General features: G+C 46.0%; 21 protein-coding genes and 1 pseudogene. 10 read left to right on the forward strand and 12 right to left on the reverse strand.

The window, feature by feature from the left end; all coding sequences use genetic code 11:
• Window positions 1-199: 199 nt before the first annotated feature.
• The 3 genes from QUA13_RS14225 to QUA13_RS14235 all read right to left on the reverse strand — a co-directional run bounded on the left by QUA13_RS14225 (window position 200) and on the right by QUA13_RS14235 (window position 3,003).
• Window positions 200-1,480 (reverse strand): aminotransferase class I/II-fold pyridoxal phosphate-dependent enzyme, encoded by a 1,281-nt coding sequence (locus QUA13_RS14225; RefSeq protein ID WP_333199422.1) that lies wholly within the window; start codon window positions 1,478-1,480, stop codon window positions 200-202.
• A gap of 417 nt (window positions 1,481-1,897) precedes the next feature.
• Complete coding sequence (locus QUA13_RS14230; protein WP_333199424.1) at window positions 1,898-2,026, reverse strand: hypothetical protein; 129 nt, start codon at window positions 2,024-2,026, stop codon at window positions 1,898-1,900.
• A 32-nt stretch (window positions 2,027-2,058) separates the two neighbouring features.
• Window positions 2,059-3,003 (reverse strand): DMT family transporter, encoded by a 945-nt coding sequence (locus tag QUA13_RS14235; protein WP_333199426.1) that lies wholly within the window; start codon window positions 3,001-3,003, stop codon window positions 2,059-2,061.
• A gap of 230 nt (window positions 3,004-3,233) precedes the next feature.
• Between QUA13_RS14235 and QUA13_RS14240 the strand changes: the two genes are divergently transcribed.
• The 6 genes and pseudogenes from QUA13_RS14240 to QUA13_RS14265 form a co-directional block, all read left to right on the forward strand.
• Window positions 3,234-4,856, forward strand: a complete 1,623-nt coding sequence (locus QUA13_RS14240; RefSeq protein ID WP_333199428.1) for a mechanosensitive ion channel family protein — start codon at window positions 3,234-3,236, stop codon at window positions 4,854-4,856.
• Window positions 4,857-4,918: 62 nt separating this feature from the next.
• Window positions 4,919-5,131 (forward strand): hypothetical protein, encoded by a 213-nt coding sequence (locus QUA13_RS14245; protein ID WP_333199430.1) that lies wholly within the window; start codon window positions 4,919-4,921, stop codon window positions 5,129-5,131.
• 614 nt (window positions 5,132-5,745) lie between these two features.
• Entirely contained in the window at window positions 5,746-6,021 is a 276-nt protein-coding gene (locus QUA13_RS14250; RefSeq protein WP_333199432.1) for a hypothetical protein, read from the forward strand.
• A 188-nt stretch (window positions 6,022-6,209) separates the two neighbouring features.
• Window positions 6,210-7,610 (forward strand): hypothetical protein, encoded by a 1,401-nt coding sequence (locus QUA13_RS14255; protein ID WP_333199434.1) that lies wholly within the window; start codon window positions 6,210-6,212, stop codon window positions 7,608-7,610.
• Window positions 7,611-7,666: 56 nt separating this feature from the next.
• Window positions 7,667-8,656: a DMT family transporter gene (locus QUA13_RS14260; RefSeq protein ID WP_333199436.1), complete on the forward strand. Its 990-nt coding sequence runs from the start codon at window positions 7,667-7,669 to the stop codon at window positions 8,654-8,656.
• Between the two features lie 236 nt (window positions 8,657-8,892).
• Window positions 8,893-9,057: pseudogene (locus QUA13_RS14265) on the forward strand (transposase family protein); the annotation flags it as partial.
• A gap of 198 nt (window positions 9,058-9,255) precedes the next feature.
• On the opposite strand, the gene QUA13_RS14270 reads toward QUA13_RS14265, so the two are convergent.
• The 7 genes from QUA13_RS14270 to QUA13_RS14300 all read right to left on the reverse strand — a co-directional run bounded on the left by QUA13_RS14270 (window position 9,256) and on the right by QUA13_RS14300 (window position 15,882).
• On the reverse strand, window positions 9,256-9,549 hold the full coding sequence (locus QUA13_RS14270; RefSeq protein ID WP_333199438.1) for a TIGR03792 family protein: 294 nt from the start codon (window positions 9,547-9,549) through the stop codon (window positions 9,256-9,258).
• Between the two features lie 255 nt (window positions 9,550-9,804).
• Window positions 9,805-12,015: a PAS domain S-box protein gene (locus QUA13_RS14275; RefSeq protein ID WP_333199440.1), complete on the reverse strand. Its 2,211-nt coding sequence runs from the start codon at window positions 12,013-12,015 to the stop codon at window positions 9,805-9,807.
• A 421-nt stretch (window positions 12,016-12,436) separates the two neighbouring features.
• On the reverse strand, window positions 12,437-12,601 hold the full coding sequence (locus QUA13_RS14280; RefSeq protein ID WP_333199442.1) for a hypothetical protein: 165 nt from the start codon (window positions 12,599-12,601) through the stop codon (window positions 12,437-12,439).
• Complete coding sequence (locus tag QUA13_RS14285) at window positions 12,598-13,806, reverse strand: AAA family ATPase (protein WP_333199444.1); 1,209 nt, start codon at window positions 13,804-13,806, stop codon at window positions 12,598-12,600. The genes QUA13_RS14280 and QUA13_RS14285 overlap by 4 nt, the downstream gene beginning before the upstream one ends.
• A gap of 71 nt (window positions 13,807-13,877) precedes the next feature.
• Complete coding sequence (locus QUA13_RS14290) at window positions 13,878-14,423, reverse strand: RNA 2'-phosphotransferase (RefSeq protein WP_333191098.1); 546 nt, start codon at window positions 14,421-14,423, stop codon at window positions 13,878-13,880.
• 67 nt (window positions 14,424-14,490) lie between these two features.
• On the reverse strand, window positions 14,491-15,096 hold the full coding sequence (locus tag QUA13_RS14295) for an SMI1/KNR4 family protein (protein WP_333199446.1): 606 nt from the start codon (window positions 15,094-15,096) through the stop codon (window positions 14,491-14,493).
• A gap of 105 nt (window positions 15,097-15,201) precedes the next feature.
• The gene (locus QUA13_RS14300; protein WP_333199448.1) at window positions 15,202-15,882 is read right to left on the reverse strand and encodes a methyltransferase domain-containing protein; all 681 of its coding nucleotides are present in this window, start codon (window positions 15,880-15,882) and stop codon (window positions 15,202-15,204) included.
• A 489-nt stretch (window positions 15,883-16,371) separates the two neighbouring features.
• On the opposite strand from QUA13_RS14300, the gene QUA13_RS14305 reads away from it, so the two are divergent.
• Both QUA13_RS14305 and QUA13_RS14310 read left to right on the forward strand, forming a co-directional pair.
• Window positions 16,372-19,278, forward strand: a complete 2,907-nt coding sequence (locus QUA13_RS14305; RefSeq protein WP_333199450.1) for a diguanylate cyclase — start codon at window positions 16,372-16,374, stop codon at window positions 19,276-19,278.
• Window positions 19,279-19,424: 146 nt separating this feature from the next.
• The gene (locus tag QUA13_RS14310) at window positions 19,425-20,006 is read left to right on the forward strand and encodes a Uma2 family endonuclease (protein WP_333199452.1); all 582 of its coding nucleotides are present in this window, start codon (window positions 19,425-19,427) and stop codon (window positions 20,004-20,006) included.
• Window positions 20,007-20,272: 266 nt separating this feature from the next.
• Here QUA13_RS14310 and QUA13_RS32780 read toward each other — a convergent pair whose 3' ends face one another.
• Window positions 20,273-20,431, reverse strand: a complete 159-nt coding sequence (locus QUA13_RS32780; RefSeq protein WP_445242715.1) for a DUF6888 family protein — start codon at window positions 20,429-20,431, stop codon at window positions 20,273-20,275.
• A 270-nt stretch (window positions 20,432-20,701) separates the two neighbouring features.
• Between QUA13_RS32780 and QUA13_RS14315 the strand changes: the two genes are divergently transcribed.
• Together QUA13_RS14315 and QUA13_RS14320 are read left to right on the forward strand one after the other, a co-directional pair.
• On the forward strand, window positions 20,702-20,995 hold the full coding sequence (locus QUA13_RS14315) for a hypothetical protein (protein WP_333199453.1): 294 nt from the start codon (window positions 20,702-20,704) through the stop codon (window positions 20,993-20,995).
• Window positions 20,982-21,734, forward strand: a complete 753-nt coding sequence (locus QUA13_RS14320; protein ID WP_333199455.1) for a hypothetical protein — start codon at window positions 20,982-20,984, stop codon at window positions 21,732-21,734. The genes QUA13_RS14315 and QUA13_RS14320 overlap by 14 nt, the downstream gene beginning before the upstream one ends.
• A gap of 598 nt (window positions 21,735-22,332) precedes the next feature.
• Here the strand turns inward: QUA13_RS14320 and QUA13_RS14325 are convergent.
• Entirely contained in the window at window positions 22,333-23,178 is an 846-nt protein-coding gene (locus tag QUA13_RS14325) for a nitrate ABC transporter ATP-binding protein (RefSeq protein ID WP_333199458.1), read from the reverse strand.
• Window positions 23,179-23,197 lie beyond the last annotated feature (19 nt).

Raw genomic sequence — 23,197 nt, forward strand, 5'->3', positions numbered from 1 at the left:
AATCCAAACTACCGAAAACTCCTAGAATACGGCTCTCTCAGAGCCTGACTCTCCCAAAATATGTCCGAACTGTTGTATTAAGTTTAATTAGGGGAGTTCTGCCAACCGCTTCCAGAATATTATTGTAAGTCGCCATCAGAATGTCTCTAGTATTTTATAATGTTGTATTGCCGTTTGATGTTGAGAAAAAAACTTCCGACTAAACTCCACCCAATGCTTGGGCAGTAGCGTGTTCTATAGCTGCTTGAAATTTCGGCAGGGCACGGGAAATCATGTCTTGGTTGGCAGTCAGAGAAATTCGGAAATAACCCGGTATTTCCTGGGGTGTCCCAGGGAAGACAAAAACATCGTGGCGAGCTAGCAATTCGGCAAAAGCACAATCGTCTGACCAAGGTGACTCTACTAACAAAAAGAATGTCCCTTCAGGTATTTGTAATTTGTAACCCATTTCCTGGAGTGCCTTCACCATCCGATCCCGCTTGTGTTGTAGATGCTCCATATCGATGGTGAGTTCATCCAAATCTGTGAGGGCGTATTGCATCAGGGCACTGGGGAAACACCAACCAAAGGGACTACCTTGCAGTGTCCGAATTATGCGCCGTATTGACTCACGTTCAGGCATTGTGGGTGGCAAGGCAATATAGCCGATGCGTTGACCGGGAGCCATCCAGACCTTACTGTAGCCATAGATCAGGAAGGAAAACGGGTAGAACTGGGTGGGACTGGGACAAGTTCGTCGATCGAATACAATGCGGCTGAAGGTTTCATCGGAAATCAGGTAGATTGGTTTACCGTAGCGATGGGAGGCATTGGTGAGCAGATTTGCTAATTGTTGTAGGGTTGTTGCTGAAAAAATCTTGCCTGTGGGGTTGTGGGGTGAATTGATAACGATCGCTCTGGTACGTTCAGTTATGGCAGCGGCGATCGCATCGAGATCCAGATCGAAAGTAGTTGGATTGACTGCAACGCCAACCGGAACTGCACCAGCGACATGAATCATCCGCCTGTAATTTAGCCAAGGTGGGGTGATGATAATCACCTCGTCTCCTATTTCGGTCAGCATCTGAAGACAAATATTCAGACTAATCAGACTACCGTTGGTCAGGAAAATATCTTCAGGTGCGATCGCGATCCCGCGTTGCATCTTCAGACCTTCTGACACAGCGACTCGTGCTTGTGGAAGGTTGTCTTTGTAACCGAACCAACTCTCATTTTGCGGAATGCTCCAGCGCTGAAGGGCTTCTACAAAGCCTGGTGGGGGCAGTTCGTGAGCGTCACCCTCAGTAAAATCAATGCTCCCCGGTTCATGCTTGCGATTCATGTAGTTTGCCTTGGCAAGAAGTTCGCTGGGGGTCGGGGCTTGAATCGCCTTGAGCAGTCGGGACGAGATTGTATGAGTTTTTATATCGAAATTCTCTTTAGTATCGGCTTCTTGTGCCTCCTGTGGCGTTTTACTTGGTGGTTGTTTTTGATCTGCCATAATATTAGTTAAGTTGACCTACTTATGTTAATCATAATCGCTGTTAGGACTTACGCACTGAGTGCCAAATTGTGTCATTCTGAGCGATCGCATTAGCGCAGTGGCTCCGCAGGATCTAGAACCTCAAACCCTTGTCCTGAGAATTACGGTGCATAAGTCCTAATTAGGTTACAAAAGTTTTGGCGTTGGTGAACAGAGGTATGATTTGGCTCTCACCGATGACGGAGGCAGGTCGAATAGCGTTCAAATCAGAGTATCTAAATAATTACTTGAATATGGAATGGGAACTTCCTCGAATTTGAGGAGCGTGAATTAGTAAACGAATTGAATGTTTGAGCATTTCTTCGGATTTAGAATTAAAAAATAGTTTTTCTCTTCAATCGAGCCAGAGCGTATCTGAGTCTTGTATTTTCACCTTCAGCAGTTGCGAGCCAAGCAGGTGTTCTGGACGACGGTTGCTGTGCTAATTCCTGTTTGGCTGTCATACTTTTTAGCAAATGTATTGACATCGAGTTGTGCAGATTTTTTGAGCCAAGTCTTTTTCACTTGCTTACCGTTGAAAGAAACAGTAATGGTGACTAACCGCTCTCTAGCCGATTTTGTGGGAGACGAACAACAGCTTGGCTAGATACGGCTAGGTATAGACCGATGAGAACTAGGGCAAAACCTACCCAATTCGAGAAACTTAACTTTTCCCAAAATATTGCCCAAGCCAAAATGCTGCTAAATACTGGCTCTAACAAATGTACTAAGGAGACAACCACTGAGGACAAGCCACCAACGCTATAGGTTAAAAGTCCTTGACCTAAAACTTGGCAGACGAGGGCGAAAAAAATGACGCACAGCCATCCATTCAGTGAAGAAGGAAAAACCCGCTCTTGAGCGAACACAAGCATCGGCAAGATGGATAGGGTAGCGATCGCACAAACCCACAACTGAATTGTGATGGGGTCAAATTTGGTTCTCAGTTGTTCTACCACCAGCAGATATGCACCCATGAAAACCGCAGAAAGGATGGCAGCTATGCCTCCTGTTACCTCACCAGCAGCCATTTGTATTTGCTCGATTTCAATGGCGATCGCTCCCCCAATGGCGACGACCATCCCAATCAGAAATTGGCGGTTAAAGCCTTGACCGAATAACAACCACGCTCCTAAGCTGGTAAAGATCGGGGTGAGATTGTGTAGGATTGTCGAGATAGCGACGCTGGTTTGAGTCAGCGACCAAGCTACAAAGGCTAAGGTGGCAGCAAAAAAAATCCCAGCACCCAGCAATAGCAAAAGCTCCTGACTGGTGTATGAATGCTGTTGAACGGGTTTGTCACCAGAAAGTCTCTGACGTATCGCCTTGTATCCTTGCCACAGCCCGAATACGACACTACCTAGCCAAAAGCGATTAAATATTGTAGCATTGGGGCTGAGTTCAGCTTCACTCCATCTAATGAAGATAGAGCCAAAAGATAGGGCGACTACACCGACAAATAATGAGGCGAGCGCCATCGTCGTTTTATTGGATTCATTCATTAGGGGTGAAACAACTATAAAACATAAAAAATTATGATTGGCTGTGAAGCAACTGTGCTTCGTAGCGATTGAGAAGTCTTCTCTAGCAAATCCAGGAGCTAAATGCTGGTTTTAGTTTTTTTATATTTCTATTTTTGAAAAAGCATCCCTTTCATTAATTAACACCTATCTAATACTATGTCAAGCACTATTTTTTACATACTTTACGGATCTGTGGAGCCGGTTTCCAAATGAGGACGATCGGCAGTTCTACGTTTCTGTTAGCTATTTTGCCTGCTCCAGGATGGGGTGCATTGTTGCTTAACTTCGGCATTCTTGGTGTTGTCGTTATTGTTCTCTACCTACTGTTTGGTATTTTGCGGAGGGTTTTCCGTCAATTTACCTCCGACCTGGTGTTAGTTGCACTCAACGTCTCACAAACGCCGCTGACACTCATTGTGTTCGCGATCGGTTTCAAGCTGGCATTGCAGACGCTATCTATCGCTCCTACAATTTACATTACTTGGTTCCAGCGAGGCTTGACCGCTTTTCTTGTCCTTATCGCCACCTTTTGGGTGGTTCAATTGCTCACCGAGGTTGTGCCTTATGCTTTTAGCCAGTATGCCGCACGCTCCGAGGCAATGTGGGATGATGTTCTCACTCCGATACTACAAAATGTTCTCCCTTTAATTGTTTACTTGGTGGGTGGACTGCTGTTTCTCCAGGCATTCGGTGTTGACATCCAAGGTTTGTTAGTTGCCATCGGAGGAATCAGTTTTATCTTGGGGTTTGCGCTAAAAGACATTCTGGCAAACTTCTTCAGTGGGTTAGTCTTGCTCATCGATACACCGTTTCGCTTTGGGGATGTGATTGAGCTAGCCAACGGTAGAAGAGGCGTGATCAAACACATTGGGCTGCGATTAACCGAACTGTATCTCATTGACACGCACTCACAGATTTACATCCCCAATGCCGCGTTTGAAGGGCAGGAAATTATTAACCTCAGCCGTCCGACCAATCATTACTACTACACGATCGCCATTCCCATCAAAGCAGATGTTGCGCCGGCTCTAGCCATCTCCATGATGGAAAAAGTCGTGCTGGCGCACCCCGATACCATGGGCGAAATTGACAAGAAGTTAGAATTAGTTGACGAGTTTTATGGTTGCTCTATACCTGGGATAAAAGCGCAACAGAAGCGAGAAACGGGACGGCAACGCTTGTTAGCTGAGACTGAGGTGAATACTTTACTAGCTGAGATTGAAATGGGTTTGGCGCACCTAGCCGATCTCATCTCCCAATTAGAAAGGGGTGGATTAGATGTAGAGGAGCGGCGAACAGTGCAAGCATACTATCTGGAACTTTGTCAAAAGATTGGACTGGAATCAACAAAGTCCGATCGCCATGACCGTCGCAGACGCTTGCTCAGTGAAGCTACGGGAACAGTATCCGAGAGTACGTTGATTGGGCTGATACGCCGTTGGTATAAATACTGGTTGAAAGACCCTGACCTATTTCAAGAAGACCAGCAAACGTTGAAGCAAGAGTGGGAACAGAAGATTGATTTGTTGAAGATCAAAGTTAACAAGCTGTTATGGGCAATTAGTAATCCCAAAGGGTTAGACACGCGATTAGACGAATTGGTAGAACGCTTTCGCGAATGGTTGCGAGAAAACTTCAAGAGTTCACGCAATGAATGGCAAGACCCCAAAATCTGGATCAATGACTTGAAGGGAGATTACACGCGAGACACGCTGGTGCGGTTCTATGTCGATGACATCAAGTTGGAACATTGTGAACGGGGACAGCGGATTCTCAGCGAAATGCGGCGCGAGCTCGTCTGGCATTTGCGTCAGTCATATTTGTCTAATTGATTGTGAGAATGTCGGTCAATATTCTCAAGGCAGCTTCACGCTAGGTAGGGGTGAGAGCAACATTGCAGAAGCTGTTAGACATTCGCGATCGCAAACGTATTAAGGAGGCTTGCACGATCGCCGAAGAATACATCAAGGATTTGGAATCGGCTCTCATCAGCGGCAAATTCCTTCACGAGACATACCGTTTTGACCTTACGCTGGTTGATAAAGCTCCATACTTTTCGCCGGAGGAGGAGTTTGCCCGCAGCACCGTATTCGTGGAACTTGCATAAATATCACATTCTTTGCCTCACCTGACACAATCGGTTTAAACAGACATCTTGCATCATTGTCAATAAGTCTTTCAAGGATGGGCATCCTGCCGCCCCACAAGAAAATTCATCTTTTGTGGAACAGGCCGGAAAGCCTGTTCTTGAGATTGGTGCAAGATGTGAATTTAAGTAGACCTCTGGTCGCATTCTTAACACTCCCCTTCTCTTGTAAGATGATGTTAGCGAATCAGGGGTGATATCAAATCCGGCTAATTGCACTGACTTCCCTGATACCTCATGCGCCATGCCTCATATCCCCTGCCCACTTCCTTGTGTGGCTGATTAACCGGATTTGATATTATCAGACCCCGGACGGCTTCCATTTTCTCGTTTCTCGTTCCCAGACTCAGCCATATCTTAATTACTTAATTTTTATAAGTATGGTAAAATTCGACGAACATAAACTCAAAACATAAGTTGATAAATCAACAAAGGATAAGTGATAAATGTGACAAGCAAAATGAAAAAATTCTCTCAAAATCAAGCTTGGTAATCAAAGCCGGGTAAAAGACTTTCTCCTCACCGATCAATTTGTATCAAAAATTTTATCCCAGGTATCCCAAGAGCCTGATATAATGTCAATCTATCGTGATTTGTTTTCATCGGAAGGTAGCGAACTGTATGTCAAGCCAATATCGCTTTACTTTCCCCCAGAACAGATTAGCAAGCTGACTTTTGCTGATTGTGTATTAGCTGCACAAAACCGTAATGAATTGTGTATTGGCGTAATAATTAGTACCAGAGCCAAAGATAAAAATCAAAGCTTTGGTATTGATTTAATACCTTTGGATAACCAGTTAAATCTCACCTTAGATGATGGACTGATTACTTTAGCTGAGGATGAAACTTGATGGCGCTATCGATGTACAATGTACAATAGTTGCAATAATACGGAGCGATGAACTTTGGTCTGAGAGGGGGTATATAAAGTTAATCTAATTTTTTTCCTCATTTAGAAAATAGCTTGTTGAGTATACATACTTTGTGCAGTTCCTGTGAGTACAAGCTTAAGTTTTCTAACAACAGAACGAGATAAATTATGAGCATAGAATCTATCAAAGTTCAACAATATACAACCACCACAGCCGACTGGCGACTAACTCCTGGCTACTTGCATGAAGGCAGATCGGATTTTGAATCGGCACATATTTTGTTAGGTCGTTTTTTAGCCGATAGAACTTCAGAAGACCCGCTTTTGGAAAAAGAACTATTTGCCAGCGACGGCATTTTTGAGTGGGGACACGCCAAGCCTTTAGAAAAAGTGATTAATTCACAGTCAGACTTGGAGTTTCTACTGTTGCATCCCAATTTGTTACGCAACTGTATTACTATTATAGAACCTTGGGAACACGTAGGCGTTAACGCTAATGGCGAAGATGTTCGGGCTTCCAAAAATGTCGCATACATTGCTCAGAAAGTCGCCGATATGGACTCAGTATTACTACCTGTTTGGTCAACAGGAGTCCTCGATCCAGAAATAGTTGTTCCGGCAATTAACTCTGGTTATGCAGTGGTAGTCGAAGGTGGCCATCCATCGACATACGATGCCTCTACCTGGACAAGTCCGGCCTGTCCGCGAGAGGATATGTTTGCATTAGTGGAAAAATTATTGATCTCGCGATCGCCCACCAGTGCCCCGGCAATATTCATTTGTGTAGGACACCAGTTAGCTGCTGAATGTCACATCCGACTCATCCGGCGTGCAGTCAAACAAGTCCTCAATATGACATCTTTAGAACGCGATAAGGAGAGCAAAGCACTCAGATCGTTGCAAGGAGTCTGCCAGCGCATCGAAGCAATGGGCAAGACACTCGAAGTCAAAAAGCGTGATGGACGAGTTGTTGCTACAGGCTGGAATGACGAGCATTTTGCCGTGACGCGCAATGAATTAAAAGAAGTAGGCGATCGTGTGTTGTTGCCTTATCAGTCTCCCGACGGCGATGCTTTAGGTATTCCTTGGGAAATTATTCATGCTCATGATGTCACAGCCGACAGCCATGAAGGCGTGATTGACACAACAATTCAATATGAGGCAAGAGTGTCAATTTCGATGTTTCATTCCGATGAAGTCAACGAAGAAGCAATATTGTTTGCCAACTGGGCTTACCGCAGTATTCATGACGCTATTGTTCCCTATCGGCACATCATAGCTGGTAGCTCTCTGAGTTGGCTAATACAACTGCCCGACGCTATTGAAATTCTTTGTTCAACAGCAGAGGAAGATGGTGAAATAGTTACCGAATGTTCGGCAACCTGCATTAATTACAAAGACTTTGAAACTAAGAAAATTAGACGCTCGTTTACTTGCCAATTTCATCCAGAACTGCTCTCGGATTTGCGTGCGATCGGTAACAGTAAAGCTCCCTCCTATTCAACTTTGAAAAATGATGATGGTGTCCGCTTATTTGTCCGACTCCTGTATGCGGGAATGCAAGAGTAATGCTATTAGCTTGCGCCACGATTTGCGTGGCGCAGATACTACTTTGAGAAGTGAAGATGACAATTGAACTGAAACCATCACAGCAACAGATAGAGCAGACACCAGGTGCGATCGCGCAGCCACTCCAAGGGAGTATCGGACTAACTTCATTATTTCTGGCGATCCTTGCCTTATCCTTTGCCGCCATCTTCATCAGATTGAGCGAACGGGAGCTGGGTCCGGTTGCGACAGTATTCAATCGCTTCTGGGTAGCCACTATCATTTTAGGATTAGGGAAGGTGTTCGAGACCTTTAGGGAAAGACACTTCCACGACTCCTTGCTCGAAAAGGAGCATTACACAGTCAGCGATGTAGTCTTGTTGCTAGTAATGAGTTGTTTGTTCTCAGGCACATTAATAACCTGGGCTTGGTCACTCACCCAGACAAGTGTGGCTAACTCTAATCTGCTGCATAACGTAACCCCGCTGTTCACGACTCTGATGGGATGGCTGTTTCTCAGTCAATGTTTTGAGGGCAGATTCCTCATTGGCATGGTAATCGCCATCAGCGGATCAATCTTAATTGGACTGGGCGATTTGCAGGTAGCGAGTGATAACTTCACAGGTGACTCGCTGGCCCTACTATCTGCTGTCTTTTCTGCAGCCAATCTGCTGACTGTAGAAAAACTTCGAGCCAAGTTTTCAGCAACAACCATACTTTTGTGGTGTTCCTGCTGCGGGGCACTGTTAACTTTCCCCATCGTTCTGCTAACGGAAGATGTACTTTTTCCCTATTCCTGGGCTGGCTGGTTAACAATAATTGCCCAAGCCTTGGTCTGCCAAGTTTTGGGTCAAAGTCTTCAGGCTTATAACCTCAAAGGATTTTCTTCTGGGTTCGTTGCCGTGTTCTTGCTGCTCGATCCGGTGATTACTGCTATACTTGCTTGGATAATTTTTTCAGAACAGTTAAGTCCTCTGAACTGGTTGGCTTTTTCTATAGTTTTGGCAGGCATATACATCGCCAAGCCTAGTCAAGGAGCCGAAAAAGTTACCCCTTTTGGAAATTAAAAGTCAAAAAATATTTTTTCTGTGTTTAAGTAATGGAGGTTTTTAGTCAGGGTAAGCTCATCTAATTTGGTATAAATTGTACTTGACAATGAGTCAAATAAGTGAGATGACAGCAATGTCACCCATAAAATATTTAGGAATACACTTTATGTCTCAGGGTTTTGAGAGCAAATCTACCTCTGCCAAAAAAAGCTCTCTTCCTCAACTACCGCTTCGGGAAGTAGCAGAGATTCAATATATTCAACGCCCGTTTAGTCGCACATTTTGCAGATATTAAAGACCCCAGAGTCGAGCGAACTAAGAAACATCAACTCACCGAGATCCTAGCGATCGCAATTTTTGCTATCATCGCCGGAGCGCAAGGGTGGGAAGACATTGAGAATTATGGCATTAGTAAAAAAGGCGTTGCTTAATCAGCGTATGAAAAAAATAACTTATAAATCCCGAAGTTTTGTGGATGCTGGTTTCTATGACTTGCATATTTAGGCTTTCATACCCTAAATCAGCAACGCCCCAACGAGACTTTTGTCAAGTTCCCGGAATCTCGATCGAAGATGGGACGCTTGATTCCTAACTCCTAACTAATCACTGCTGACTAACTAATGCAAAAACTTGCGAACTTGATATTCGCGACTTTCGGCGATCGCAATTTGCAAATCGCCCATTTGGGCATCCAACTCATCTATTGTGCTTTGCGGAACCGACTTCCACTGCTCCCTAGTCTCCCAGCGAATCAACATCACCACCTCATTTTCCACCGCATCCACCCAAATTTCTTTGCCCAAATAACCTGGGAAATTTCTTAGTCCGGCCGTCCAAACTTCTTCATCTCGCCGAATAAACGCCTCCCACTTTTCGGGAGGTACTTTAAATCTCAGCCACTCAATTATCATATTATTTTCCCATTTTTAATCACTCGATTTTAGATTTTATGTTTTAGATTTTAGCATTGACTCTAAAACCGCACTCTGGGCGTTTAAACAGGCGTTACTAAAAAAATGTTGGACGCGCGAATTATAGCGGTAAGGTGTGCCGAAGAACACCTACATACAGAAGTTCTGCCTCCAAGACTGTTCAACTAAAATCTCAAGTTTTTTGCTCTGGGTGACTTTGGGCGAGAGCTTGTCTCCAGCTTTGGGTGAAGTCAATTAATCGTTGCCGATCGCAATTTTAATTATCAACTCAGTTCCCTGTCCCGGACGCGAAACACAGTGCAACTTACCGCCGTGCTTTTCTACTACTAAATGTTGGGATATTGCTAGACCCAAACCTGTGCTAGTGTCCGGACATTTAGTGGTAAATAAAGGGTCAAAGATGCAGCCGAGGACTTCTTCAGTCATGCCAGGGCCGTTGTCGCTAATCGCGATCGCAACTTCCTTTCCCTCTACCACGGAGGTCCGAATCCGAATTTCGGGATTGAACATTTCAGATGCCGGCCTGACCGAAGACAAGAAAGATTTATTTGGCATTTTACCAGGCTTTTCGGAATTTCTCCCCCCTTCTTCTAAAGCGTCGATCGCATTTGTCAACAAGTGCATGAACACTTGGTTTAAGTGTCCCGCATAGCAGCGGACTCGCGGCAAATCCCCGTATTCTTTAACTAGAGATATCCCCGGGCGTCCCCCTTTAGCTTGCAGGCGATTTTGCAAGATCAGCAAAGTGCTGTCCAAACCTTCGTGGATATCTGCCGGCTTCATTTGGGCTTCGTCGGTACGCGAGAACAACCGGAGCGATCGCACGACATCCCGAATCCTTTCGGAACCGACTTTCATTGAATTTAACAATTTTGGCAAGTCTTTTTTAATAAATTCTAAGTCTAATTCGTCCATCAGATATTGAATTTCCGGCACGGGATGGGGATAATACTTTTGGTAAAGGTCGATCGATCGCAGCAGTTCTTGAATGTAGCCCGTGGCGTGGCTGACATTGCCGGAAATAAAACTAACTGGATTGTTAATTTCGTGGGCTATTCCTGCTACTAACTGCCCCAGAGAAGACATTTTTTCTGTTTGAATCAGTTGAGTTTGAGTTCGCTGCAAAATTAACAGCGTCTGCTCTAATTTCGCCGCTTGCTGCCGCAGGCGTTCTTCTGATTCTTGCAAAGCCAAAAGAGAGTGTTTGCTTGCTGTAATATCTACTCCCACAAATACCGCAGCCGCACTGTTATGGTATTTTTGAGCGACAATTAAATAAGTTTTATTTTCTCCTCGGATGCTCGCTGTTACTTCCTGAGATGTCTTCTTTTCAGGGTTGGCAAAGAAATCGTATACTAAATCGTTAAATTTGGGACTTGTCTCTAAAAAACCTACTTTTTGACCGGCAAATAGTTCGGCAGGCATTTTGTAAGCGCTAGCTAAATGTCGGTTTACTCCCAAGTAGCGCAAATCGGAACTTACCCACGAAACTAATCCCGGCACGGCGTCCAAAACAGCTTGAAGTTGCTCTTTCGCCTCTACAAGCCCTGATTCTGCTACTTGGCGAGCGGAAATGTCGCGGGCGATCGCGCAGCGGTATTCGCAGCCGCCGTATTCTAAATAATTGACTTTAACTTCGACGGGAAAATGGGCACCGTCTTTGGTTGTATAACTGGTTTCAAAAGTGAGGTTGGTTTGCTGCTTGAGTTGCTCCCAGTGTTCTGGCCAATCCGATGCTGACAACTGCGAATCGATGTCGCTCACCCTCAGGTTAAGCAGTTCCGATTCCGAGTAGCCGAAAAGATGGCAAGCAGCTTTGTTCGCATAACAAATTTCACCGTCGGAGGTAGTAAAAAAGATTGTATCAGCAGCATTTTCGAGGGCAATTTGAGTTAGTTGCGGTATTGTTTCTAACTGCTTGCTTTTGGCCTCAGACTGAAATTTATTATAGCCATGTGTTTGAGCGAGATCCTCAGCTATCTCAGAGGCCAACAGGATCAAACCGCCGATCGCACCTTCGTTATTTTTCCAAGGTTGAAATATCCATTTTACCGACGCGCTGAAAGAACCGCCTGCGATTTTTCCTGATACAGATGCGATCGGTTGCCCTGTCACAAACTCGCTGTATTTCAAAACTCCGGTCAAACAAGCCTGGGCGTTTTGCTCCCAATATCCCGGGAGATTCGGGAACAGTTCCCAATGAGATCGGCCGATCGCCTCCCCGCGGCCAATCCCGCAATCTGTTTCCCAGCGACGAGAAACCGACAGATAGCGCATTTCACAATCTACCATTGCCACGGCGTCGGCGGAGCGCTCAACAAACCGCCGAAATCTGTCTTTACTATCGGACACGGCTGCCTCTAGGGGTTGTTGGGCGAGCGGGACAGTCCCGTCGGCGTACTTTCCCAGTCCCTGACTTTTTTGCTGAACTGGCTTAGTTTGCACGGTTTGGGATTTCCTCCATAGCTGTCTAGTTTGAAAAATTCTGTTTGAGACCAAAAATGCTGTGTTTCCCTGATTGGCTCTCTAGGACGATCCCCTTAGAGGGTATCACCCATCAGTGATATCATTTTTGATGGGGATATGTCTATAGGCATTACTGTCAACTTAAGAGCAAATCTAGTGTCCGAGTGCTGTTTGACGATTAGCCACAGATCGGCGGAGCGCCCCCGAATACTCGCAGGAGACTGGAGTTCTCTCTTGCGTCCCCCGACTATTCGGGGGCGCAAGAGGGGAACGAGACTAGGCAAAAACGAGATAGACAAAGGGTTTTAGGGGATAGTTGACACCAATAGTCTATAGGTAGTCAAGAAATTTTTCCCCAAACTTGGAGATTGAGAAGATTTCCTGGTAATTGTTCGGTATTTTATACAATTTCCCAAAAGAATGCAACTGTAGGCCTGCGATCGAAACCTTGAGCTTCATCAGTCATTCCCCATTCTTTAATTGAAAATCGAAAATGGAACATGGTATGAGATCGTGTAGCCAGTGCGATCGCCCAGATAGCTTGAGAATTTAAGAGACCGCTCAAACAAATTTGTGCGTAAATTCACTGGTAAAATCCACTCTCCCTTTGCGTAACATTGCAGGATCTAATCTTTCAGTAGTGTTGCAAGTCATCAAAACTACGAGCTTTTGTCCAAATTGAATCCCGTTATCGTCGATGACACTTTGATACAAAGTTCCATCCAGCAAACTCAAAATGTGTTCAGTTTTGTTAGTGCGTTGACCCTCTGCGGTCGATCGATCTTGAGCCAAATTATCAGCCTCATTGATAATAATACAAATCCGCTCTAAATAACTCGGAGGCACAAAATTTTCCACAGCATCGTGGTCTAAGATAAAAATTACATAACCCAGCGGCACTAAAATTTCCTTTGCTACCGCTTGCGTCCAAGCAGTTTTGCCCGTCCCCGGTTCGCCGCTGACCAAAACAGCCAACTGATTTTGATCCAGAATTGCTTGCTGAACTGTATCGGTAAAACTTTGAACCTCCGCAGAAAACGTCCGAATGGGGAACTGGCTGTGAACCTGTCCGACGCGGCTTTTGTACCCGCCCAGAATCACCGCTAAATTGTAAGTTGCCTTGCTAACGAGCGGCGCAATATCTTGGGAAATCAGAGTGTAGCAGCGTCTTCCCCTGTCGTAGCTGTCAATTTGCAGCCAACAGCCTAATCGGGCCCAATAAGCATAAACAGTACCCAAAACTTCCAAGCGTTCCCAGCTAATAAAGCGCTCCGGGGAATAAGAAAAATGTCGCTCCATAAAAGACTGGGTGATCGCATCCGGTTTTCCCAGCAAATCCAGAACTTTGAAAAGAGTAATTTCTTGGAGTTTGTTGAGAACGTAGTCAATGGGAATGCTAGCGCGGCTGACCAATTGTACCACCGGCGTTTCGGTAACTAAAACGTCTTTGTAGCGGTAATCCGGGTAAACTGGCTGCGGAGTAATGTAATCCCAAAACTCATCAATTTCGTAGCGAGTATTTTCCGAGAATACATTTAAAATATTTGCCCACCAGGTATATTGATGTCGTCCCATTGCATCGGCAATGTCGCTAGCTGCACCTAAAGTTTTTTGAGCTAGTTCTAAGGGGTCGCTAGACGCTAAGTGTAGCAGGTGATCCCAATCAAATTGACGGTAAAAAGGTCGCCACCCAGAGCCGAGAAGCCCTCGATTTTGAGGATTGTTTTGATTGAAATTGTTGTCGCGATCGCCCATATCTGCCGCACTCATTTTGCAAAACTCCTACTTACTCTTATGTTAAAACATTTTTTGTACATTTTATACAAAAAACCGGAAATTTATCAACTTATTTTGAGATAATTGGGTGGCACAAAATCTACTAGCCAAACTTTGTTAGCTGAGCAGTAAAATGTATGGCCGTCGCGTTGCATTGCTGCGGCATCTACAGTAAAGATAGCCGGGATGCCATGTCTTCCACCTACTTGGCGCGCCGTCGGGATATCTACCGACAAATGAACATGATGCCGCGACATTTTCCTAATTCCTTGACTGAGAATAGACTCGACGGCAGTGCTGCCTGTTCCGTGGTATAAAATATCCGGGGGAAGCGCGGGTTCTAACTGCAAGTCAACCTCTACGCTGTGTCCTTGGTTGGCACGAATTAGAGTGCCTGTGGAGTTGAATGAAAAGCGTTTTTTGTCGTTTTGCACGACTACTTCCTTGAGTTCTGCAAGCTGAACAGGGAAGTTATTTTTTTGGCACGCAGCGAGGAGTTCGCTAACAGGAACCCAGCCGCCTGGAGCGAGTTGAATGCCGATGCGATCCGGAGCGTGTCGCAAATGTCGGCTGAGGTATTTGCTAATTTTGACTAAGCGTGAATTATTCATTTGGTTTTTTCAAATAAAGTCTTTTTTTCTCATATATACAGCAGATTCCAGGCAAATAGAGTACACCTTAATCCCAAGCACTTACCAAAATGGTTGACAAACCCTTGCAACCGTACTCCATAAACCTGGAAATTGCTGTATATTTACCAGCTTCTAAATCTGTGGCTAACTGTTCCAACCATTCTCGCCAACTTTTAGTAATAAAGCCTCTGTAACCATCATCGTGGCACATAAAAATAATTTGCCCAACTTGACCTCCTAGTGCTGGATCTAAATCCAAACAAAGACTGTCGCCGCTGAGGTCGGAAGCGATCGGAATCCATTTAGGATTCCACCATAATTCTGTCCGAATCAGTCCATCTGAAGCGCAGCCATAATCATTGCCATCTTCCTCATTAAAGTCGCCTGTATCCAGTAATTTTTTCCAAGAATTCCACTCTCTTATCATTCCTTCTAAACAAAGAAAGTGCCCGTACGGCATTACTGAATAGCTCTCTTCAAACTGACCGTTATGAATGCGGTAAGATGATTTTACATCTTCAGGAAACTCGATTTCTAAAAATTGTTCGGCTGCTTTTATAGCTTCAGGGGTTGCTCCCGGTTGCAGATTGTTCAGGATTTCTGGCGCATTAGCGGCAAGCCAAGAGTCAATGCGATTCCAGATGGTTTTCATGATAGTGAAACGTTAATTTATAGCATATTTAGATACTAAATTCGCTCCGTTAAGATTTTTGTCGCAATCGCAGATTTATCCTAAGGCAGCCTAACCCAGTTGCATTCACTTCTTAACTCCGCCAAAAATAGCAAAATTCAGGTAGCGCCAGTGACATCCGGCGTCTGCAAAACCAGCTTCTGCCAGCCACTTAGTCTGCTCTTCCACAGAGGAGGGAATATCTTCTTCTAAATATTTTTGGAACCAGGCTGCATCGTCTTCTCCGTTAGCTTTCATGTACTGCCGCCACAACTGTTCGTATTGCTCAGTCAGCCGGGGAGTAGCACCTGTGACAATATCTCGAATTAGCAAGATTCCCCCTGGATTCATGGAGTGGAAAAGTTTCTGAAATAGCTGTCGTTTACCTGCGCTGTGGAGGTGGTGGATTGCCAACCCAGAAACTACCAAATCGTAGCCGCTGCCGAAATCGTCTTCGGCAAAGTTTCCTTGCTGCAAGGTCAGCCTTTCTCGGAAAGCGGACAAGTTAGTTTGGCAAATTTTTAGCATATTTTCCGCTATATCAAAGGCGAGGACAGTTGCCCGAGGAAATGCTGACAAAATCACAGCCGACAGTATGCCAGTTCCCGCGCCTAAATCCAGAACTTTTATGTTAGCATTAGTTTCAGAAACGAGTAACTGCAATATTAGCTCGTGTTGCTCGCGATACTGCGGAATGAGGCGAGGAATTAAGCCGTCATAATTAAATGCTCTTTCTTCAAATTGCTCGCGTACAGCGTCTAAATTCACAGACTATTTTTCTCAAAATGTTAATAGTTGAGTGCGTCAATAGTGCGTCAATACACTTTGACTGCTCTCGTTTGAGGGTATACTACATTTTATAATACAAATAATATACAGACCTGTCAAGATCTAGAAGGAATTAATTTAACAGAAGTTGCGGACGATCGCCAGACACGGACTTTATTCGCCAAAACCCGCCAATGATTTGGGAACTGTCTAGCCCTGCATATATATCTGCTGGAGAGGATATGAGGTCAAAAGCCACAAACCCGAAAGCCTGCGCAAGAGGAGACTTTGCGCCAGATCCGAGGAGTAATTGTGAGCAAAAAATTGACGCTTATGATACCAGTTTAAAACAAGAATGCAACTTGAGGCTCGCGATCGACACCCTAAATTTCTCCGTAATTCCCCCTCGTAAAAGATAAAAGATCGAACATCAAAGCAAATTAGCCAGCAGCCGATGGTCGGCTAGATATCAGAAAATCAGTCCTCAGATTGACAAAGTTTAGCCAACTATCAACAAAAATTGAGGTGACTCCCGAGTGGATGTGGTACCTGCCAAATTTTCAGGAAGATGTAGAGATACAAAATATTACACCCGCCGGCGCGGGAAGCAAAATAGTGATAATGAATCAGGATGCGAGTAGATTAGGTGTCAGCCGTCAGGGGAAAATAGAAGCAATGGAAATCCAACAACGGAGCAAGGATAAGACCGATCGCCAGCAACCGGACACGACCGATCGCCCAGGCAAAATTTCTACGGTAAAAGAACTAGATTCGTCGCTGCAAGAATGTTTAGATTTTAAGGGGGCGATCAACAGATCGGCACTTGCGGTGAGGACGAACGCGCGAGGAATTATCACCTACGTCAGCGATCGAGTTTGCTCAATGTCCAACTATTCGCGCGGAGAATTGATCGGCAGCCACTTTGGCATCCTCCATTCGGAATATAAGTCTTCGGAATTAATCAAAAATATGCTGTCAACAGTTGCCAAAGGTGAAGTTTGGCAAGGAGACATTAAGAATACAACCAAGAATGGAAGTGATTATTGGGTGTACGCAGCAGTAGTTCCGCTGTGGGGCTGCAAGGGAAAACCCTGTCAGTATTTGGCGATCGGATTCGACATCACCGATCGCAAAGCCGTTGAAGCAGCCCAAGCCGAAGCAAACCGGGCAAAAGACGAATTTCTGGCGATCGCCTCCCACGAACTGCGATCGCCCCTGAGCGCGATTTTGGGATGGGTGCAGCTAGCTCGATCGCGCCATTTAAACGAAGCCACCACCAGCCGCGCTTTGGAAATCATCGAGCGCAACGCCAAATTACAAAACCGGCAAATAGACAATCTCCTCGACCTCTCGCGGCTGCTGCGGGGGAAAGTGTGCCTGAACATCGGCCGAGTTCACCTCCCGTCTATCATAGAATCTGCGCTCGGCACCCTCCGCCCCGCCGCCGATGCCAAAAACATCCGCGTAGAAACACATTTTGACCCCGCCGTCAGCTACGTTTTGGCAGATGCAGAACGCTTGCAGCAAGTAGTTTGGAACCTCCTTACCAACGCCATCAAATTCACCCCTGAATCGGCACGAAACCCAGTTCAAGTGCGGACCGAGCCTACTGCGTCGGGCGTCTTGATTCGCGTCAGCGACAGCGGTTGCGGGATCGATCCCAAATTTCTGCCACACATCTTTGACTACTTCCGCCCCGCAGAGAGCTTCCAGACCAAGGAACAGCACCGGCTTGGTCTGGGGCTCTCAATTGTGCGGCAGTTGGTGGAACTGCACGGGGGAAGTGTTTGGGCTTCGAGTCCCGGCCTCGGTCAGGGGGCGACCTTTGGGGTGCTGCTACCGATTGCCAAGAAAAATGCACCCGACGATCGCACTGCTGCGATCGCCCAAATGGAAAGCAGACCTGGATCGGTCTCCAAACCCCTAGCGGGAAAGCAAGTCCTGGTGGTGGAAAGCACCGCCGAGATCCGGCAATTTCTCAAAACTGGTCTCGAAGCATTTGGAGCCAAGGTAATAGCAGTGGGTAGCGCCGGCGAAGCGATGGCCGAGTTGCAACAGTCGCGGCCCGACGTGTTGGTGAGCGATATGACCGTTTCCGGAGCCGACGGCTGCGATTTGATCCGCCGCATCAGAGCAATGGAAATGTCCGAGCACAGGGAACTGCTGCCGGCCGTGGCGCTGACGGGAGGCATCCACGAAGAAGATTCGGCATCGGCGCTGGAGGCGGGCTTTCAGAGGCATTTGTCGAAGCCGGTGGAAGCGAATCAGTTGGTGAGCGCGATCGCCCAATTGGCAGGACTGACTGGATTCGGCTCAGGAGAGTGGGGTACGGGAAATAGCGGGGCGATCGCACCCCACACCCCGCTGCCGGAACATCACAGTTTTGACGACAAAAATAATGGCGAAGAATTAACACCAGACAGCAGAGAATTACCGCTGTTGCTGGTAGTAGAAGACAACGATTTTCTGCAGGCTTACCTCCAAACTTTATTAACTCCGTACTATAGAGTCGCCCTGGCGAGTGACGGGGTTGAAGGTTTAGAAAAAGCAAAAACTTTGCAGCCAAATTTGATTGTGAGCGACCAAATCATGCCGAGACAAAACGGACTAGATTTGCTCAAGGAGATTCGCAGTACGCCAGAATTGAAATCGACTCCGGTAATCTTTTTGACAGCGCGATCGGGGATGGAAGCTCGGATCGAAAGTTTGGATGCGGGTGCTGACGATTATATTGCAAAGCCTTTTGACGAGAGGGAATTGCTGGCGAGGGTGAGAAATTTGTTGCGATCGCACTCAGCCGAACAGCAGTTGGCGGTTCTCAACCGTCAGTTGCAGCAGCAGAAACAGCAGTTGGAAACTGTGAATCGAGCCTTGCAGTATTTAGCAACTTACGACAGTTTGACTGAGGTAAGAAACCGCCACTCTTTTAATGAATACCTCGATACTGAATGGCGGCGTTTGGCGAGGGAAGAAGCACCGCTGTCTTTGATTATGTGCGACATCGATTATTTCAAACTTTACAACGACACTTACGGGCACCAAGCGGGGGATGAATGTTTGCGGCAAGTGGCGGCGGTTCTGCAGCGTTCGGTAAAGCGATCTGCCGATTTAGTAGCGCGTTACGGTGGAGAAGAATTTGTAGTAGTTTTGCCGAATACGGATATTCAAGGTGCGGCTTGCGTAGCTGAAATGATCGCACAACAGGTGCGGGGTTTGCAGATAGCTCACGCTAAGTCTGCTGTCAGCGAATACGTGACCCTGAGTTTGGGTGTAGCTTGCTGCATTCCGGCGCCGATGTCGCAGCCGGGGACGCTAATTGCGATCGCCGACGAGTCGCTTTATCGGGCGAAAGAATCAGGGCGCGATCGGGTTTCGGTTGCTTCATTTGAAGGATAATATAATAGTTAAATCAACTTGTATGGTGCGTCTGACATCGATCGTTTCGATTTAAACAGGTTTTTTGGATGTCACGCACTATACCAATGTGCTTGCAAAAGTGTGCGAATTTAAATTGCTATAAAATAGTTAAAAGAGGTCGTGCCATGACAGCAACATTAGACAAGCCAAAAGACCAGCGCCTAATTCACTCCGGGATTGATTGGCCACAATTCAAGCTAATCGAGCAGGGGTTTTCTGACACCCCCGGCATCCGACTTTTTTATTTCAAAGGTGAGGTAGAAATCTTGGCAGTTTCGCCAGAACATGAAGTCTTCAGCGGTGTCGTCGCCCTGTTGCTGGGTACGTATTTTTTAGAAAAAGAAATCGATTTTACTCCCACAGGAAGCTTTACCCAGGAAAAAGAAAGAAAAGCATCCGCACAAGCAGACCAATCTTACTTAATTGGCGGACCATCCGGAGGCATTGCAGACCTCTCGATCGAAGTTGTATTTACTAGCGGCAGCGAGAGCAAGTTGAATCGCTACCAAGCCTTGGGAGTGCCGGAAGTTTGGTTTTGGGAGGATGGAGTATTTGGCCTGTATCATTTGCGATCGCACGGTTATGAAAAAATTGAGCAAAGCGAAGTTCTGCCCGGTTTAGACATCAACCTGCTGTCTCGCTGCTTGCTGATGGCTTCTAAGGTTGAAGCAGTTAAGGAATTTCGGCGCGGGATTTCTGCGGTTTAGAGGAAAAGTGGCTTGGGCGATCGCTCCCCCATTTATAAATATATTGTTAGGATACAATACTCACCTTTATATTCTTTCATTTGCTGGCGCATAGCTGCTTCAATTTTAGGATAAAAATCAGAATTTTCCACTTTTGTTATGATTGAATGCGAGCGCTTTTTCCGCCTGTCTAATTAGGCATATCGTGCAGCTTGGTTGCGGCTATTTTTAAGGAAATAAAGCTTCAATGCTGTATCGAACTTTGCAGTATAATCTACTTGCATAATTTAAAAAAACTCCCCATTTGGAGGAATTTTAACATCAATCTCTTCCTCCGACCCAACCAATACAAATAAGTTGTAGGTTCTCTCGTCAACAAAGATGATGTGAATAGGTTGCAATGCCAAATAGGTCAAGTAATAACTGCTTCGATAAATTAACCACAATATTTGTAGGGATGGCTTTCACCAACAATCTTTCATTAATATCGACAATATCTATCAAGCCGCCCTCACCCAGGCTAGAAACTCGCCTCTATTATCGCATTTCTGTTTGCGATCGCACTTTCACACTCCAAGATAACGTCTGTCAGTGCAGCAAAGAGTTATTGAACTTGGTTTGTGGCTCTTGACACCAGTGTATTACGAATGTAGTATATAGTTGCGGTAGAAAAGCTCGATCGACCGACACCAGCAAACAAAAATTAGAAAAAACCTATGCAACCCATCCGACAAGGCGACGTAATTCTCACCCCCGTACCGAAAATCCAAGGAGAAAAAAAATCTCACCTAACTCTCGCCGAAGGTGAAGTCACCGGACATTCTCACCAGATTATTGAGGGACAAGCTGAACTTTACGAAAAAGACGGCACTTTGTACTTGCGGGTGCTTTCACCGACAGCTTTATTGAGCCACGAAGAACACCATGCGATCGCAATTCCCGAAGGTAATTGGATGGTGCGAATTCAGCGGGAATATGAGCCCCAAGGTTGGAGGTATGTCGCAGACTAAGGTTAAAAAACTAACGCCTGAACAAGCAGCTTTGATTCCAGTTTATCGGGAAAAGTGGAGAGCGATCGCGCTTTCTACTGGCCCGATAAATCGCTCGCAAGCTGCGGAAACAATAAAATCGGCTTACAGTGCGATCGGCCTAAAAGCACCGGAAATCATTTTTGTCGATCGCCCCTACGAAGCTGCCGATATAATCGTCAGTCGATTGGACAATCCCAGCAGCGAACTGCGGAGCGAATTTGAGAGAAAACTTCGCAGCCAGCTAGAAAAACAACTGCGACGTTATTGGCGGGGCCAACTCGAAAGCGAACTGCAACACCAACTGCAAACTCAACTGGAAGCTCGACTTTATACTCAACTGCAAACGCCATTGTGGGAGGCGCAGCGCGAGGATTTAGTCCGTGAAATAGCCAGCAAATTGCCATCGCAACAATCGATCGATCCGTGGACTGGAGAAATCAACTGGCAGACACAGGGAATTACTTACGATCGCATTTGTCAAGAATTAGAGGTGACAGAATTAGATAGTTGGCAGGAATACACTCTATTAAGCATCGAGTTTGACGATGATTTTGATAACGCGGGTAATGCAAAGCCTGTTTATTTGTTAAAAATGACTTGTCCGAGCACGGGACACATTCATGCGTTGCGAGTGCCGCCTGATGTGCGATCGGCTAAAGAAGCAATTCGCTGGGTAAATTGGGATATTGATCCAGAGGATTTTTCCGTGCAAACCTGAGTAATACCAATTTTAAAAAGTCTTGCTACAATCATCAGTCTTATACCAATTGTTAAAAGTCACAGAGCCCCGCGCCGGACTTAGGATCAGGCGTTTCCCTAGCCGATCGTCTGTACTTTACTCAACTGAAAACGGCTATTTTGACAAAAACCTTAATTCATCAAACAGTAATAACATCCCCGCATTGTGCCAGTTCAAAGGGTGGAATGCACAAACCCTCGATCGCCCAAAAACGGTTAATAACATGAAGAAGAAGCCCACCCTCGGATCGAAGGTGGGCTCTGTTCATGCCAGCTTACCGACAGCTAGGCAATCGGGTCTCTTCGCTGGTAGACGTAAAAGCTCAGAAAAAGATCCGAACGTCCGAAAAAACTTATCGCCCACCATTAAGCTTCAGTTTACCCAACCGGATCGGGAAAATTGCGCCTGCAGCGCTGTTCCCCTGACATCGGGGAACACTGGGGCTTCAACTTTTCAATAGACTCCTACAAAAAAGCGCGTCTTGGGCCGGCAGGATGCCCAACCCCTCCTCCCCACCAGAATTAAAATTGTTCGATAAGTCTCATATTCTCCTGTTTAACTTTGATTTCTCAACCGATTAGGCATCGTGATCGTGTGCAAAGCGACGGAACAGGAAATCTAGGGCGTAGTTCCGCAAATTGTAGTATTCCGGATCTTCCATCATTTGAACCCGATCGCGCGGACGCGGAAAAGGAATCTCCAGAACCTCGCCAATTGTCGCCGACGGGCCGTTAGTCATCATCACCAGTCGATCGGCCAAAAACAGCGCTTCATCAATATCGTGAGTAATCATCAACACCGTACAGCGGTGATCGTTCCAGATTTTCAGCAACTCTTCTTGCAATTCCTCCTTAGTAATTGCGTCCAGAGCACCAAAAGGTTCGTCTAAAATCAGCACTTTCGGGCGAATTGCCAAGGCGCGGGCGATCGAAACCCGCTGCTTCATCCCCCCCGAAATTTGCGGCGGTCTTTTCTCAGCAGCTTCTGTCAATCCCACCATCGCCAAATGCTCTTTGACGATCGCATTTTTTTCGACCTTCGACTTATTCGGAAATACAGCATTAACCGCCAGGTAAACATTTTCAAACACCGTCCGCCAAGGCAGCAAAGCGTAACCCTGAAACACCACCATGCGATCGGGGCCCGGCTTCGTAATCGGCTGCCCGTTAATCGACACAGTGCCCTGGCTGGGATGGCTAAAACCCGACACCATATTTAACAGTGTTGATTTGCCGCAGCCCGAGTGTCCGATCAGAGTAATAAACTCTCCCTCAGCTACATTCAGATTGACGTTTTCTAAAGCCCTGTAACCGTTTGGATATTCTTTGTAAACATTGTCCATCACCAAAAAAGGTTGGCGGCGGCCTTTTCCCCGCTGGATTTGAGTTTTGGTGTTCGTCTCGTTTTTAGTGGTGTTGAGCATGGATTTAGGAAATTGTGAG

This window comes from Microcoleus sp. S28C3 (genome assembly GCF_036700785.1).
GTDB lineage: Bacteria > Cyanobacteriota > Cyanobacteriia > Cyanobacteriales > Microcoleaceae > Microcoleus > Microcoleus asticus.

What these genes read in the sequence shown, in the direction of transcription:
- QUA13_RS14320 (WP_333199455.1), top strand. Translation starts at nt 20,982, where the DNA reads ATGTCGCAGACTAAGGTTAAAAAACTAACGCCTGAACAAGCAGCTTTG.
- QUA13_RS14270 (WP_333199438.1), bottom strand. Translation starts at nt 9,549, where the DNA reads ATGATAATTGAGTGGCTGAGATTTAAAGTACCTCCCGAAAAGTGGGAG.
- QUA13_RS14235 (WP_333199426.1), bottom strand. Translation starts at nt 3,003, where the DNA reads ATGAATGAATCCAATAAAACGACGATGGCGCTCGCCTCATTATTTGTC.
- QUA13_RS14260 (WP_333199436.1), top strand. Translation starts at nt 7,667, where the DNA reads ATGACAATTGAACTGAAACCATCACAGCAACAGATAGAGCAGACACCA.
- QUA13_RS14295 (WP_333199446.1), bottom strand. Translation starts at nt 15,096, where the DNA reads ATGAAAACCATCTGGAATCGCATTGACTCTTGGCTTGCCGCTAATGCG.
- QUA13_RS14315 (WP_333199453.1), top strand. Translation starts at nt 20,702, where the DNA reads ATGCAACCCATCCGACAAGGCGACGTAATTCTCACCCCCGTACCGAAA.
- QUA13_RS14310 (WP_333199452.1), top strand. Translation starts at nt 19,425, where the DNA reads ATGACAGCAACATTAGACAAGCCAAAAGACCAGCGCCTAATTCACTCC.
- QUA13_RS14255 (WP_333199434.1), top strand. Translation starts at nt 6,210, where the DNA reads ATGAGCATAGAATCTATCAAAGTTCAACAATATACAACCACCACAGCC.
- QUA13_RS14285 (WP_333199444.1), bottom strand. Translation starts at nt 13,806, where the DNA reads ATGAGTGCGGCAGATATGGGCGATCGCGACAACAATTTCAATCAAAAC.
- QUA13_RS14250 (WP_333199432.1), top strand. Translation starts at nt 5,746, where the DNA reads ATGTCAATCTATCGTGATTTGTTTTCATCGGAAGGTAGCGAACTGTAT.
- QUA13_RS14240 (WP_333199428.1), top strand. Translation starts at nt 3,234, where the DNA reads ATGAGGACGATCGGCAGTTCTACGTTTCTGTTAGCTATTTTGCCTGCT.
- QUA13_RS14225 (WP_333199422.1), bottom strand. Translation starts at nt 1,480, where the DNA reads ATGGCAGATCAAAAACAACCACCAAGTAAAACGCCACAGGAGGCACAA.
- QUA13_RS14290 (WP_333191098.1), bottom strand. Translation starts at nt 14,423, where the DNA reads ATGAATAATTCACGCTTAGTCAAAATTAGCAAATACCTCAGCCGACAT.
- QUA13_RS14325 (WP_333199458.1), bottom strand. Translation starts at nt 23,178, where the DNA reads ATGCTCAACACCACTAAAAACGAGACGAACACCAAAACTCAAATCCAG.